The sequence below is a fragment of the Escherichia sp. WS2035 genome (assembly GCF_046487065.1).
Taxonomy (GTDB): Bacteria; Pseudomonadota; Gammaproteobacteria; order Enterobacterales; family Enterobacteriaceae; genus Escherichia; species Escherichia coli.
The window spans coordinates 22138-37013 of record NZ_JBJQKD010000015.1; the positions used below are offsets into that span (position 1 = coordinate 22138).

The following is a 14876-nucleotide window of genomic DNA, read 5'->3' on the forward strand; positions in this document are numbered from 1 at the left end:
TCACTTTATTCGGAAAATATGTTCAGTTAGTTGCCGTTTGAGAACGGAAACGGGCAAAGATAAAGATGACTGCGAAGCAGAGTGCCGGGATCAGTTCGGCAGTGGGGATGTTGCCCGCTGCGTCACTGACAAACCCCATGACCGGAGTGACAATACCGCCGCCAATAATGGTCATAACGATGAAGGACGAACCGTATTTGGTGTCCTGGCCGAGATTCTTAATGCCCAGCGAGAAGATTGTTGGGTACTGAATCGACATAAAGGCACTGCATAAAGTCAGGGCTATTAAGCCCACATGACCGCCAGCGAAGGCTGAGATCAGGCACAGTGCCATAGCGATTAATGCGTAGGCTGCCAGGACTTTGTGTGGCGCGAAGCGACTGATGAGCCAGGTACCGGTGAAACGACCAATAAAGAAGCACACCATGGTTCCGGTTAAATAGTTAGCGGCAAAGCCTGCTGTCATACCTGGAATTTCTTCTACAGCGTAGCGAATTAAATAGCTCCAGCAGGCCGTTTGTGCGCCAACGTAGCAGAATTGCGCTAATACTGCCCAGCGCCAGTGGCGAATACGCGCCAGGCGAGAAAGCGATGCGGAGAACGATCCTTGTTTGGCGTCACTGTGATTATCACTCTGCAATGCCGGGAATTTCGTCAGCATGATCAGCAGGGCGACCAGTAACACGATAGCCACGATGATCATATAAGGTGTCTGTACCGATAATACCAGGCTGTGTTTATACGCACTCAATTGCTCTGGAGACATTTTATCGAGAACGTCTTGCGATTGATGTGGCACGTTAGACAAAATAAGACTTTGCCCAAAGACAACCGCGATAATTGCGCCAAATGAGTTAAATGTTTGCGCAAGATTTAAGCGGAAGTGACCACTGCTTTCCGGCCCTAATACCGTAACAAAAGGGTTTGCGGCAGTTTCCAGACAACCTAATCCGGCTGCAATAATAAATAGGCCAACTAAAAACAAGGTGTAGTTCATTATTTCTGCGGCGGGCCAGAATAATGCAGCGCCGAAGGCATATAAAAACAATCCGGTAATAATCCCTGCTTTATAACTGAGTTTTTTCATCAATATCCCGGCAGGGATTGGGATAATGAAATAACCAAAGTAAAAGGCCGATTGGATCAGGCCAGCCTGGAAATTTGTCAGCGTAAAAGCCTGCTGGAATTGAGGCAATAAAATGTCGTTAAGGTTATTGGCTACCGCCCAAAGAAAAAACAGTGAGCACAGCAGCGCGAATGGAATAATGTAACTTCTGCTTTGCCCTGCATCTTTATCTACCGCACGGTAACTCTGCGTTTGTATTGATGTGTTTCCCATAGCATCCTCTTAGGTTCAGAAGCTTAAGCACGTAATCGGTTATGTTTTCAAAAGTGCAAAACCAGCGAGTTCGGGCTTCATATCAGTGAATATTTGCCTGTCTGAAATGAACTCATGGATTCATTTTCAAATAAAAAACGCTCTGTAATATGACGGCGGTCACACTTATTAGCCGGAGGGTGACTTTATGTGACTACCATCACTTTAATAATCGAAATTTCATGCCCGTTTCAGAAAATAAATCATAAAAAACACAAACCAGATGACCGTATTAATTGTTTGTGCCGAAAACGGGCATTCCTGGCAGGGAGGAGTAGAAAAATGACCGTTTTGATAAATATTTTTAAGAGCGGTCATTTTTAATGGGGTTATAAAAAGAGAACTTGCAGTTATTTACTGTGATTAGTTGAACCAGGTCACAAAATATAAGCTTGTGAATTTCTTTCTGGTTAATCAGGAAGAATATGGTGAGTAATTAAACGGCTAATTCAATAGTGTGAAAGGAACAACATTATTGCCCTGTTTTGAATCAGAGAGAGGTAGCTAATGGAACGAAATAAACTTGCTCGTCAGATTATTGACACTTGCCTGGAAATGACTCGCCTGGGGCTGAACCAGGGAACAGCGGGTAACGTCAGTGTACGTTATCAGGATGGGATGCTGATTACGCCTACAGGTATTCCATATGAAAAACTGACGGAGTCGCATATTGTCTTTATTGATGGCAACGGCAAACATGAGGAAGGAAAACTCCCCTCAAGCGAGTGGCGTTTCCATATGGCGGCCTATCAAAGCAGACCGGATGCCAACGCGGTTGTTCACAATCATGCCGTTCATTGTACGGCAGTTTCCATTCTTAACCGACCGATCCCCGCGATTCACTACATGATTGCGGCGGCTGGCGGTAATTCTATTCCTTGCGCGCCTTATGCGACCTTTGGAACACGCGAACTTTCTGAACATGTTGCGCTGGCTCTCAAAAATCGTAAGGCAACTTTGTTACAACATCATGGGCTTATCGCTTGTGAGGCGAATCTGGAGAAAGCGTTATGGCTGGCGCATGAAGTTGAAGTGCTGGCACAACTTTACCTGACGACCCTGGCGATTACGGACCCGGTGCCAGTGCTGAGCGATGAAGAGATTGCCGTAGTGCTGGAGAAATTCAAAACCTACGGGTTACGGATTGAAGAGTAATTTCGTAAAGCAACAAGGAGAAGGATGATGGCTAACAGAATGATTCTGAACGAAACGGCATGGTTTGGTCGAGGTGCTGTTGGAGCTTTAACCGATGAAGTGAAACGCCGTGGTTATCAGAAGGCGCTGATCGTCACCGATAAAACGCTGGTGCAATGCGGCGTGGTGGCGAAAGTGACCGACAAGATGGATGCCGCAGGACTGGCATGGGCGATTTACGACGGCGTAGTACCTAACCCAACAATTACTGTCGTCAAAGAAGGGCTCGATGTATTCCAGAATAGCGGCGCGGATTACCTGATCGCTATTGGTGGTGGTTCTCCACAGGATACGTGTAAAGCGATTGGCATTATCAGCAACAACCCGGAGTTTGCCGATGTGCGTAGCCTGGAAGGGCTTTCCCCGACCAATAAACCCAGTGTACCGATTCTGGCAATCCCCACCACAGCAGGCACTGCGGCAGAAGTGACCATTAACTACGTGATCACTGACGAAGAGAAACGGCGCAAGTTTGTTTGCGTTGATCCGCATGATATCCCGCAGGTGGCGTTTATTGACGCTGACATGATGGATGGTATGCCTCCAGCGCTGAAAGCCGCGACGGGTGTCGATGCGCTCACTCATGCTATTGAGGGGTATATTACCCGTGGCGCGTGGGCGCTAACTGATGCGCTGCACATTAAAGCGATTGAAATCATTGCTGGGGCGCTGCGAGGATCGGTTGCTGGTGATAAGGATGCCGGAGAAGAAATGGCGCTCGGGCAGTATGTTGCGGGTATGGGATTCTCGAATGTTGGGTTAGGGTTGGTGCATGGTATGGCGCATCCACTGGGCGCGTTTTACAACACGCCACACGGTGTTGCGAACGCCATCCTGTTACCGCATGTCATGCGCTATAACGCTGACTTTACCGATGAGAAGTACCGCGATATCGCGCGCGTTATGGGCGTGAAAGTGGAAGGTATGAGCCTGGAAGAGGCGCGTAATGCCGCCGTTGAAGCGGTGTTTGCTCTCAACCGTGATGTCGGTATTCCGCCACATTTACGTGATGTTGGTGTACGCAAGGAAGACATTCCGGCACTGGCGCAGGCGGCACTGGATGATGTTTGTACCGGTGGCAACCCGCGTGAAGCAACGCTTGAGGATATTGTAGAGCTTTACCATACCGCCTGGTAAATGTGCTGATGTGATAATGCCGGATGCGACGCTAGCCGCGTCTTATCCGGCATATAAGTGCATTAAATTCAATGTGTTGATAATCGTTTGCATCCGGCACGCCGTTACCTTACCAACCGCAATTGCTGTAAATTGCCGTCGATATGCAAATCGGTTTGTAAGCGGGCAATATCGCGGCACAGAAACGCCATCTCTTTATGGGTTTCTAATTTTTTGCGCCACTTTTCGGCAACCGCATCCAGATTCTCATATATCCCTTCCAGACTCTGAAACTCGACCAGTAGCTGCGTGGCGCTTTTTGGTCCGATCCCCGCAACACCCGGTACCTTTGAACTGCTGATCCCCGCAAGCCCCCAGTAATCGGGCAACTGCTGCGGTTGAACGCCAAATTCTTTATCGATAAATGGCGCATCCAGCCAACGTTTCTGGAAGTAATCACGAATACGTAATGTCGGTGAAAGTAACTGACAGTAGCCTTTATCTGTCGAAACAATCGTTGCCTGATGCCCGGCCTGTGTCACTTTGACCGCCAGCGTGGCGGCTAAGTCATCGGCTTCGTTGCCGCTGGCGGACCAGCACGGGACGCCGCGTTGCTCAAAGGCGGCGCGTAATGCAGGCATCTCGTTGTGCAACTCTTCCGGCATTGGCGGTCGACCCGCTTTGTAATCTGGTAAACGCTGATGACGCCAGCCGCTACTGCGGTTTTCATCATCAAAAACGGCGACCGCGTGGGTTGGCTGGCTGTGCATAATGAGCTGATCGAGCGCGTGCTGGCAGGTTTCGACACAGGGCGAACCCTGAACGGCATGAATGCGACGAATAAGATTCAGTGCATCGACAATAAGCAAATGAACAGCCACGATAACCCCCTTAAAGATCAGGCGATAAGGGTAACATTCGATGCCAGAACAGGCTATGGCTGGATGAGAAATCGGGAAGAGGCCTCGCAAAAAGAGGCCTCTGGAGAGCGATTAATCGCAGGCAACGATCTTCATTGCCAGGCCGCCGCGAGAGGTTTCGCGGTACTTGGCGTTCATATCTTTACCTGTTTCGTACATGGTCTCGATAACTTTATCGAGGCAGACGCGCGGCTCGCTGGTACGGCGCAGCGCCATACGCGCGGCGTTCACCGCTTTTACTGCCGCAATGGCGTTACGCTCGATGCACGGTACCTGCACCTGTCCAGCAACCGGGTCACACGTCAGACCGAGGTTATGCTCCATGGCGATTTCCGCCGCGATGCACACCTGCGCCGGGCTTGCGCCTAACAGTTCTGCCAGACCAGCTGCCGCCATAGAGCACGCCACGCCGACTTCACCCTGGCAGCCGACTTCGGCACCAGAAATCGAGGCGTTCATCTTATAAAGAGAACCAATGGCGCTGGCTACCAGCAGGTAACGCGCCAGTGAGTTAGCGTTCACTTCGCGGATAAACTTGTCGTAGTACGCCAGCACGGCCGGGATAATCCCGCACGCACCGTTAGTCGGCGCAGTCACCACGCGACCGCCAGCAGCGTTCTCTTCGTTCACTGCCAGTGCAAACATGTTGATCCAGTCAACTACCGCCATCGGGTCAGTGGTGGTTTTATCCTGGCTGACCAGCATCCGGCGTAGTGCCGCAGCACGGCGTGGAACGCGCAGTTTGCCAGGTAACACGCCTTCGGTAGAAATACCGCGTTCAATACCGCCACGCATGACTTCCCAGACGTTCGCCAGGTGCTGTTCCAGCTCTTCTTTGCTGTGCAGCGCCAGCTCGTTTTTCATCATCAGGCCAGAGAGTGACAGCCCGGTTTCCTGACAATGTTTTTGTAGATCGGCAGCGGAACTGTACGGATAAGGAACTTCAACCGGTGCGCTATCCTGCTGACCAAAATGCTCTTCATCAACGATAAAGCCACCGCCAATAGAGTAATAAGTCTGGCTGTAAACGACTTTATCGCCCGCCAGCGCGGTAATGCGCATACCGTTTTCATGCAGAGAAAGGTTGTCGGCATGGAAGTTCATGCACTGATCAACCGGGAACTCCACTTCATGCTGACCGTTTGCCAGCATCAGGCGACCATGAGTATTCACATCCTGAATAAAACCAGGGATGGAATCGATATCCACGGTATCCGGCAGGTTACCCGCCAGACCCATAATTATGGCGATATCTGTGTGGTGGCCTTTACCGGTCAGAGAGAGCGAGCCGTACACGTCAACCACCACGCGGGTCACGTCTTTAAGCAGGTTACGGGCAATCAGATCGTCGGTAAATTGTTTACCCGCTTTCATTGGTCCAACGGTATGAGAACTGGAAGGGCCAATGCCGATTTTGAAAATATCGAATACGCTAATCATAGGAAATACATCGCGTTAAAACGGAGGAAGCGCCGCCCGAAAGCGGCGCGAAAGGACTTAGCTGAACAGAGAGTAGAAGATTGCGGAGATTGCAATCAGACCCATCACGACAACGAATACGTTGCTGATGTGACCGCTGTACTTACGCATTGCCGGTACTTTCTGAATTGCGTACATCGGCATCAGGAACAGGATCATCGCGATGATTGGGCCGCCCAGGGTTTCAATCATACCCAGGATGCTCGGGTTCAGGGTGGCAACAATCCAGGTCGTTACCAGCATGAACAGCGCAGTGATACGGTTCAGCTTGTTGATTTCGATAGACTTACCTTTACCACGCAGAGATTTAATCACCATACCGTTGAAGCCTTCACGTGCGCCCAGGTAGTGGCCGAGGAAGGATTTGGTGATAGCGATAATCGCGATAATCGGAGCCATCCACGCGATGATCGGCGCGTTAAAGTGGTTAGCCAGGTAAGACAGAATCGAGATGTTCTGCTCTTTAGCCGCAGCCAGGTCTGCCGGAGTCAGGCTCAGTACGCAGCTGAAGACGAAGAACATTACGGTCAGCACCATCATGATGTGTGCGAATGCCAGGATCTTAGAGCATTTCTGTTCTGCCATATCGCCGTACTCTTCACGCTTCGCAACGGCGAAAGAAGAGATGATCGGAGAGTGGTTGAACGAGAACACCATTACCGGAATTGCCAGCCACAGGGTCATCCACAGACCGTTTCCGGTTGCAGATGCAGTGTCCAGAGACAGCGTTTCCAGTGCTGCGCCGTTCCACTGCGGGATCAGGTACAGAGCCAGCAGCATCAGTACGCCAACAAACGGGAATACCAGAATACTCATCGCTTTAACGATCATCTGCTCACCGAAGCGAACGATGGTCATCATACCCACGATCAGGATCAGCGACAGAATCGCACGTGGCGGTGGCGTCATACCCAGTTGGTGAGACATGAAGCTTTCAACTGTATTGGTGATTGCCACGCTATAAACCAGCAGGATCGGGTAGATAGCGAAGAAGTAGAGCAGAGTAATCAGTTTACCTGCGCCAATACCAAAGTGTTCTTCTACAACCTCGGTGATGTCTTCGCCCGGGTTTTTACCAGACAGTACGAAGCGAGTCAGGCCGCGGTGAGCAAAAAACGTCATCGGGAATGCAAGGATAGCCATGATGATCAGCGGGATCATACCGCCAACACCGGCGTTGATTGGCAGGAACAGCACGCCCGCGCCGATTGCCGTGCCGTAAAGGCCCAGCATCCACATGGTGTCTGTCTTGCGCCAGGCACTACGAGAGTCTTTCGACGCAATCGTGCTGGTTTGAGTCGTTTCCATCTATTTCTCCTGGAGGAATGCAAATAATTCAGCTTTTAGCCAGTTCAGCCCGGGAAGGTGCCTGACCGTAAAAATGAAATCTGTCTATCGGCGATGGCTTAATCATTTTCCACCGTAATAATTTGAGGGCGGAAAGATACACACAAGTTATGTATCTATCAGTGATCTTGATCCCAAATACAATAATCTACTTGGAAGATAGATAATCACAACGCTTTACTCTGTAAATCAAAAGTAAAAGAGAATTTAAGGGCAATATTTGCCCATTAAACGACATCTGACTTCTTCTGGGGCGCGCAATATATGTAGGTTGAACTGGAAAAATCAATACTTTTAGTTAATCATGGCGATAATTTCTTTTTCATGGCGATAAAATGTGGTTTATGAAAATAGGGAAACGTTTGCGTTTCAACATAAATTGTATGACATATTAACTGTGGTGATATTTGTCGCGTGAGGTTGGTAAGAAACATTCATATAACAAATGAAATGAGTTGATGAGTAAGTGACCAAAAACGATAAAACCCGGCAACAAACGTCACCGGGGGAGGGGAGATTACGTGCAGATTTCGTAGCAAGGGATGTAGGCTGAGCCTGGCAACTTCATACGATGCTGGGCAACAAAACCCTGTAGCAGGTCGTCCATACGACGCATAATCTCTTTGTCGCCGTTGATTTTGTAAGGACCAAACTCTTCAATGGCGCGAATACCGACTTCTTTTACATTACCCGCCACAATACCGGAGAACGCACGGCGCAGGTCGGCAGCCAGCACTTCAACGGGTTGATCCGGGTAAAGCTTCAGATTAGCCATATTCTCGTGAGACGGCTCAAACGGCATTTGCAAATCTGGCGCAATGCGCATTGACCAGTTAAAGCTGTAAGCGTCACCAGTGTCGCGGCGATTTTCTTTCACCAGCGGCATCGATTTTTTCATCTGACGAGCGACTTCAGCGGCGTCATCAATGATGATGCGGTAATGGCGGCGCGCGTTTTCACCCAGCGTATGCACGACAAACTCGTCCAGTACGCGGAAGTAGTCGGCGCTCTCTTTCGGGCCGGTGAGGATCAATGGTAAAACCTGATCTTTGTTGGCCGGGTTCATTAAAATTCCCAGCAAATACAGCAACTCTTCTGCTGTACCCACACCGCCAGGGAAGATAATGATACCGTGAGCGATACGGACAAACGCTTCCAGACGTTTTTCGATATCTGGCATGATGATCAATTCGTTGACCAGCGGGTTAGGCGGTTCAGCGGCGATAATCGACGGCTCTGTCATACCAATAAAGCGACTGTCTTTGTAACGCTGCTGCGCGTGTCCGACCGCAGCACCTTTCATCGGCGCTTCCATCGCTCCCGGACCACAGCCGGTGCAGATATTCAGTTCACGCAGGCCCAACTGATTCCCGACGCGACGGGCATACAAATACTCGTTTTCGTTAATTGAGTGACCGCCCCAGCAGACCACCATATTTGGCGCTTCACCGACATGCAGCGCGCGAGCGTTACGCAAGATGGAAAAGACCAGGTTAGTGATGTGGACGGAGTTGTCGAGATTCAGGTTGGGAAAACGAACGGTGTTATGAATTTGCCCATAAACGAAGAGAATGTCACGCAGAACCGCGAACAAGTTGGCCTGCAAAGCGCGAATAATTCGCCCATCGACAAAAGCCTCTTCCGGGGGATTTATCAGTTCCAGCTTTACGCCGCGTTCACGTCGCAGGACGTTAATATCGAAATTTTCAAAACGAGACAGCAATTCTTTGCTGTTATCGGTCAAACTACCGGAGTTCAGTACGGCAAGTGAACAGTTGCGAAACAGTTGATAGAGGTCGCTGCTGGCGGTGCGTTTAAGCATATCCACTTCCAGCTGCGACAACATATCCATGGAGCCAAGCGGGCTAATATGTGTAATCAAGAAAAACTCCTTATGGGACGAATATCGTCATTCCCTTTGATTACAATAGCCCTGCCTGATGACCTTTCACAACCTTCTGCGTGAATCCAGCACGCAAAATTGAGAAAAAATTTATTGCCGAACCAGTCTTGTGGTCGATGGGACAAAATCGCTATTACTGCGCCACGGGTTAATGTCCAGACCGCCACGACGGGTATAACGTGCGTAAACGCTCAATTTCTCTGGCTGGCAGAAGCGTAACAGGTCATTAAAGATGCGTTCCACGCACTGTTCGTGGAACTCGTTGTGATGACGGAAAGAGACCAGGTAACGCAGCAGTTTTTCTCTGTCAATTTGGCGTCCACGATACTGAATTTGGATGGAACCCCAATCTGGTTGATGGGTGATCAGGCAGTTTGATTTCAGCAGGTGGCTGACAAGCGTCTCTTCCACTACTTTTTCACCGCTGGTGGCATTCTCCAGATAGTCAGTAGTGAATTCATAGTTATCGATAGTGATATCCTGGTCATCAATGCAGGTGCCATTGAAATGACCTATCGGCTGGCCTTCCAGTTCATCAAGACGATATAACGCCACGCTAACCTTACCCTGGGCGCAAGTGCTTAAGTCGCGCTCTAGCGTCTGGCGCACCTCATCCCAGTTATTAAAACGCGTCTGGTTAAAACTGTTGAGATAGAGCTTAAAACTCTTCGACTCAATCAGATTTACGCTGGTGTAATCAAGTTCAACATGACCGACAGCGAGTTGCGGCAAACCTTTCGCATTCAGCCAGGAAAGTTCATACAGCGTCCAGATATCCGTACCGTGAAAAGGCAGGTTATCCGCTTTCAGACCCAGCGGGTCGCGATTCAGGCTGCGTGGAACGCCTTGCAGTAGGCTGGCGTCATAGGTATCCCGGTAATCGGTTGATTTTCCAAGTGTCAGGCCCGCAAGTGCCTGATGGTTTGCATAAGAAGACATGTTTCACCGTCATAAACCAGATAAACTAAACGACAAGTGTATCTGGTTTAAGTGAAGAGAGAAATTAGTGGACGATTTGACCGCACGAGCCCTGAAAGATTTTACTGCACGCTACTGCGATGCGTGGCATGAAGAGCATAAAAGCTGGCCGTTAAGTGAGGAACTGTACGGCGTTCCTTCACCGTGCATTATTTCAACTACCGAAGATGCCGTATACTGGCAACCCCAGCCGTTTACCGGGGAACAAAATGTAAACGCGGTTGAACGCGCTTTTGATATTGTGATACAACCCACGATTCATACCTTTTATACGACTCAGTTTGCCGGGGATATGCACGCGCAGTTTGGCGATATCAAACTGACATTGCTGCAAACCTGGAGTGAAGACGACTTCCGTCGGGTGCAGGAAAATCTGATTGGTCATCTGGTGACTCAGAAAAGGCTAAAACTGCCGCCCACGCTATTTATCGCGACGCTGGAAGAAGAGTTAGAGGTCATCTCGGTGTGTAATCTCTCCGGTGAAGTGTGCAAAGAGACGCTGGGAACACGTAAACGGACGCATTTAGCCTCAAATCTTGCGGAATTCCTTAATCAACTTAAGCCTCTTCTGTAATCCAAATACCCCATCTGATTGTGAGAGATCTCTTACAGACTCTGTAGGAGATCGCCAGGAAATAAGCGAATACTTAAAAAGATAAGAATCGTTATTCTCATTTAAAAACAACATGTTGCTTGTTAATTCTTAACTTTCATATGAAATTTTCCTTAAGGCATTGTCTGTAAGCGCCTTGTAAGACTTCGAGAAAAAGACGATTCTATCTTCGTCGACAGGGAGTCAGACAACGAAGTGAACATCAGGATGATGACACTTCTGAAGGACACACCAGGATGGTGTTTCAGGGAAAGGCTTCTGGATGAAGCGAAGAGGATGACGCAGGACGCGTTAAAGGACACCTCCAGGATGGAGAATGAGAACCGGTCAGGATGATTCGGTGGGTCAGGAAGGCCAGGGACACTTCAGGATGAAGTATCACATCGGGGTGGTGTGAGCAGGAAGCAATAGTTCAGGATGAACGATTGGCCGCAAGGCCAGAGGAAAAGTTGTCAAGGATGAGCAGGGAGCAACAAAAGTAGCTGGAATGCTGCGAAACGAACCGGGAGCACTGTGAATACAGTGCTCCCTTTTTTTATTCCTGCTATCCTTCGCGGCAGTTTTTCTTATTGAGGTTGCTTTATGACCACTCATGACCGCGTTCGTCTCCAGTTGCAGGCGCTTGAAGCGTTACTGCGTGAACATCAGCACTGGCGAAACGATGAACCCCAGCCGCATCAATTTAATAGTACCCAACCGTTCTTTATGGACACCATGGAACCACTGGAGTGGTTGCAGTGGGTGCTGATCCCGCGAATGCACGATTTGTTAGATAACAACCAGCCGTTACCGGGCGCTTTTGCTGTTGCGCCCTATTATGAAATGGCGCTGGCGACTGATCATCCGCAACGCGCGCTTATTCTGGCTGAGCTGGAGAAACTGGATGCTCTTTTTGCGGATGATGCGAGCTAATGCTGGAAATACTCTATCAGGATGAATGGCTGGTTGCGGTAAATAAACCCTCCGGCTGGCTGGTTCACCGCAGCTGGCTGGATCGCGACGAGAAAGTAGTGGTCATGCAAACCGTGCGTGACCAGATAGGCCAGCATGTTTTTACTGCTCATCGTCTGGACCGACCAACTTCTGGTGTGTTGTTGATGGGATTATCCAGCGAAGCCGGACGGCTGCTGGCACAACAGTTTGAACAGCACCAAATCCAGAAACGTTACCATGCGATTGTGCGTGGCTGGTTGATGGAAGAAGCGGTGCTGGATTATCCACTGGTGGAAGAACTGGACAAAATCGCTGATAAATTTGCCCGCGAAGATAAAGGCCCGCAGCCAGCAGTGACGCATTATCGCGGTCTGGCGACCGTAGAAATGCCGGTAGCGACTGGACGTTACCCGACCACGCGCTACGGCCTGGTGGAACTGGAGCCGAAAACTGGACGCAAGCACCAGCTTCGTCGCCATCTTGCCCATTTGCGGCACCCGATTATTGGCGACAGCAAACATGGTGATTTACGCCAGAATCGCAGCGGTGCTGAGCATTTTGGCCTTCAGCGGTTAATGCTGCATGCCAGTCAGTTGTCATTGACGCATCCTTTTACTGGCGAGCCGCTGGCTATTCACGCGGGCCTGGACGACACCTGGATGCAGGCGTTATCACAATTTGGCTGGCGGGGTCTGCTTCCTGAAAATGAAAGGGTTGAGTTCAGTGCGCCATCGGGTCAGGATGGAGAGATAAGTTCCTAATCCAGGGAGAAAACGGTATGGCGGAAATTGGTATTTTTGTCGGCACTATGTACGGAAATTCGCTGTTAGTGGCCGAAGAAGCGGAAGCGATTCTGACCGCGCAGGGCCACAAAGCAACGGTATTTGAAGATCCTGAATTAAGCGACTGGCTGCCCTATCAGGATAAGTATGTTCTGGTGGTTACGTCCACGACCGGGCAGGGCGACCTTCCTGATAGCATTGTGCCGCTCTTTCAGGGAATTAAAGATACCCTGGGCTTCCAGCCGAATCTGCGTTATGGCGTGATTGCGCTCGGCGACAGTAGTTATGTGAATTTCTGCAATGGCGGCAAACAGTTCGATGCCTTGTTGCAGGAACAGAGCGCTCAGCGGGTTGGCGAAATGCTGTTGATTGACGCCAGTGAGAACCCGGAACCGGAAACGGAATCAAATCCGTGGGTTGAACATTGGGGCACGATGTTGTCCTGATATGTTCAGCGAGCGGTAAATGCCGTTTTAGCGGTGCTGAATCGAATCTTTTCAGGCAAATGCCAGTAAAAACTGCTTCATAGCGCGGATTTTTACTGGCGTTTGCCTGGAGTCAAGCGATCCATTTCATACTCTTCTTTATTTCTTCGTTTTAACCCTTCCTTTCTTGTTCTTGTTTTCATTTCCGTGAAGTGGATTCCACCGTCCAGGGCTAATGCCAAAATCGGGCCTCATTGAACGCATTAATGTTGTGTTGTTGCACGGTGAGCCGCTATGGCGCGCTTTTTATACTGCTATTGCCAGATATAAACACGCGCCGTATTCGGCGAACGACCTATAAAAACGGCAAAAACACCCTACGTCACCTCTGATTTCCTGGCGATGTCGCAGTCCAGAGTGAGCGTGGCTAACGCGAATTTTCAGGAGTGCAACAATGAGTTCTTTAAGTCAGGCTGCGAGCAGTGTGGAAAAACGCACGAATGCTCGTTACTGGATAGTGGTGATGTTGTTTATCGTCACATCCTTCAACTACGGCGACCGCGCTACGCTTTCTATTGCCGGTTCGGAAATGGCCAAAGATATCGGCCTTGATCCCGTGGGAATGGGCTATGTGTTCTCTGCCTTCTCATGGGCTTATGTTATCGGGCAGATCCCTGGTGGCTGGTTGCTGGATCGTTTTGGTTCAAAACGCGTCTACTTCTGGTCGATCTTTATCTGGTCGATGTTTACCTTGCTGCAAGGCTTCGTCGATATCTTTAGTGGATTCGGCATTATCGTGGCCCTGTTTACACTGCGCTTCCTGGTCGGGCTTGCTGAAGCGCCATCTTTCCCTGGCAACAGCCGCATTGTTGCGGCCTGGTTTCCGGCGCAGGAAAGGGGAACGGCGGTGTCGATTTTTAACTCCGCCCAATACTTCGCAACGGTTATCTTCGCGCCGATTATGGGCTGGCTGACTCATGAAGTGGGCTGGTCACACGTCTTCTTCTTTATGGGCGGTCTGGGCATTGTCATCAGCTTTATCTGGTTGAAAGTCATCCACGAGCCAAATCAACATCCGGGCGTAAATCAGAAAGAGCTGGAGTACATCGCCGCGGGTGGCGCGCTGATCAATATGGATCAGCAAAACACCAAAGTTAAAGTGCCGTTCAGCGTGAAGTGGGGGCAGATCAAACAGCTGCTCGGGTCACGGATGATGATCGGCGTTTATATCGGTCAGTACTGTATCAACGCCCTGACTTACTTTTTCATTACCTGGTTCCCGGTTTATCTGGTGCAGGCGCGCGGGATGTCGATTCTGAAAGCGGGCTTTGTGGCTTCCGTTCCGGCGGTTTGCGGTTTTATCGGCGGTGTGTTGGGGGGGATTATTTCCGACTGGCTGATGCGTCGCACGGGTTCACTGAACATTGCGCGTAAAACACCGATCGTGATGGGCATGTTGTTGTCGATGGTGATGGTGTTCTGCAACTACGTCAACGTTGAGTGGATGATCATCGGCTTTATGGCGCTGGCCTTCTTCGGTAAGGGGATCGGTGCGCTGGGTTGGGCTGTAATGGCTGATACTGCGCCAAAAGAGATCAGCGGTCTTTCCGGTGGCCTGTTCAACATGTTTGGTAACATTTCTGGCATCGTCACGCCAATCGCAATTGGTTATATCGTTGGCACGACTGGCTCCTTTAATGGGGCGCTGATTTATGTTGGTGTTCATGCCTTAATCGCGGTACTCAGCTACCTGGTGCTGGTGGGCGATATCAAGCGTATTGAGCTGAAACCTGTCGCGGGGCAATAAG

General features: G+C 50.0%; 13 protein-coding genes. 7 read left to right on the forward strand and 6 right to left on the reverse strand.

What is annotated here, in order from left to right:
• Positions 1 to 22: 22 nt before the first annotated feature.
• Complete coding sequence (gene fucP, locus ACJHX4_RS20835; RefSeq protein ID WP_000528587.1) at positions 23 to 1339, reverse strand: L-fucose:H+ symporter permease; 1317 nt, start codon at positions 1337 to 1339, stop codon at positions 23 to 25.
• 546 nt (positions 1340 to 1885) lie between these two features.
• On the opposite strand from fucP, the gene fucA reads away from it, so the two are divergent.
• Together fucA and fucO are read left to right on the forward strand one after the other, a co-directional pair.
• Positions 1886 to 2533: an L-fuculose-phosphate aldolase gene (gene fucA / locus ACJHX4_RS20840; RefSeq protein ID WP_000440772.1), complete on the forward strand. Its 648-nt coding sequence runs from the start codon at positions 1886 to 1888 to the stop codon at positions 2531 to 2533.
• Positions 2534 to 2560: 27 nt separating this feature from the next.
• Complete coding sequence (fucO, locus tag ACJHX4_RS20845) at positions 2561 to 3709, forward strand: lactaldehyde reductase (RefSeq protein ID WP_001531913.1); 1149 nt, start codon at positions 2561 to 2563, stop codon at positions 3707 to 3709.
• Positions 3710 to 3813: 104 nt separating this feature from the next.
• Here the strand turns inward: fucO and xni are convergent, their stop codons facing one another.
• From xni to queF, 5 genes are all read right to left on the reverse strand, one after another.
• The gene (gene xni, locus ACJHX4_RS20850) at positions 3814 to 4569 is read right to left on the reverse strand and encodes a flap endonuclease Xni (RefSeq protein ID WP_001296330.1); all 756 of its coding nucleotides are present in this window, start codon (positions 4567 to 4569) and stop codon (positions 3814 to 3816) included.
• Positions 4570 to 4680: 111 nt separating this feature from the next.
• Entirely contained in the window at positions 4681 to 6048 is a 1368-nt protein-coding gene (sdaB, locus tag ACJHX4_RS20855) for an L-serine ammonia-lyase II (protein ID WP_000626404.1), read from the reverse strand.
• 57 nt (positions 6049 to 6105) lie between these two features.
• Positions 6106 to 7395 (reverse strand): HAAAP family serine/threonine permease SdaC, encoded by a 1290-nt coding sequence (gene sdaC, locus ACJHX4_RS20860; RefSeq protein WP_000450473.1) that lies wholly within the window; start codon positions 7393 to 7395, stop codon positions 6106 to 6108.
• Positions 7396 to 7951: 556 nt separating this feature from the next.
• Positions 7952 to 9316 (reverse strand): nucleotide 5'-monophosphate nucleosidase PpnN, encoded by a 1365-nt coding sequence (gene ppnN / locus ACJHX4_RS20865; RefSeq protein ID WP_000627995.1) that lies wholly within the window; start codon positions 9314 to 9316, stop codon positions 7952 to 7954.
• A 111-nt stretch (positions 9317 to 9427) separates the two neighbouring features.
• The gene (gene queF / locus ACJHX4_RS20870) at positions 9428 to 10276 is read right to left on the reverse strand and encodes an NADPH-dependent 7-cyano-7-deazaguanine reductase QueF (protein ID WP_000100405.1); all 849 of its coding nucleotides are present in this window, start codon (positions 10274 to 10276) and stop codon (positions 9428 to 9430) included.
• Positions 10277 to 10343: 67 nt separating this feature from the next.
• Between queF and syd the strand changes: the two genes are divergently transcribed.
• The 5 genes from syd (at position 10344) to gudP (ending at position 14875) form a co-directional block, all read left to right on the forward strand.
• Positions 10344 to 10889 carry a SecY-interacting protein gene (syd, locus tag ACJHX4_RS20875; RefSeq protein WP_000342445.1) on the forward strand — a complete coding sequence of 182 codons (546 nt, stop codon included), beginning with the start codon at positions 10344 to 10346 and terminating at the stop codon, positions 10887 to 10889.
• Between the two features lie 621 nt (positions 10890 to 11510).
• A complete protein-coding gene (locus ACJHX4_RS20880) occupies positions 11511 to 11840 on the forward strand; it encodes a YqcC family protein (protein ID WP_000206991.1) in 330 nt (109 codons plus the stop codon).
• Positions 11840 to 12622 (forward strand): tRNA pseudouridine(65) synthase TruC, encoded by a 783-nt coding sequence (gene truC / locus ACJHX4_RS20885; protein ID WP_000889999.1) that lies wholly within the window; start codon positions 11840 to 11842, stop codon positions 12620 to 12622. Before ACJHX4_RS20880 ends, truC begins: the two co-directional genes overlap by 1 nt.
• Before the next feature lie 17 nt (positions 12623 to 12639).
• Complete coding sequence (locus ACJHX4_RS20890) at positions 12640 to 13089, forward strand: flavodoxin (protein WP_000807757.1); 450 nt, start codon at positions 12640 to 12642, stop codon at positions 13087 to 13089.
• Positions 13090 to 13522: 433 nt separating this feature from the next.
• Entirely contained in the window at positions 13523 to 14875 is a 1353-nt protein-coding gene (gene gudP, locus ACJHX4_RS20895; RefSeq protein WP_000097082.1) for a galactarate/glucarate/glycerate transporter GudP, read from the forward strand.
• The last annotated feature ends 1 nt before the right edge of the window (position 14876 follow it).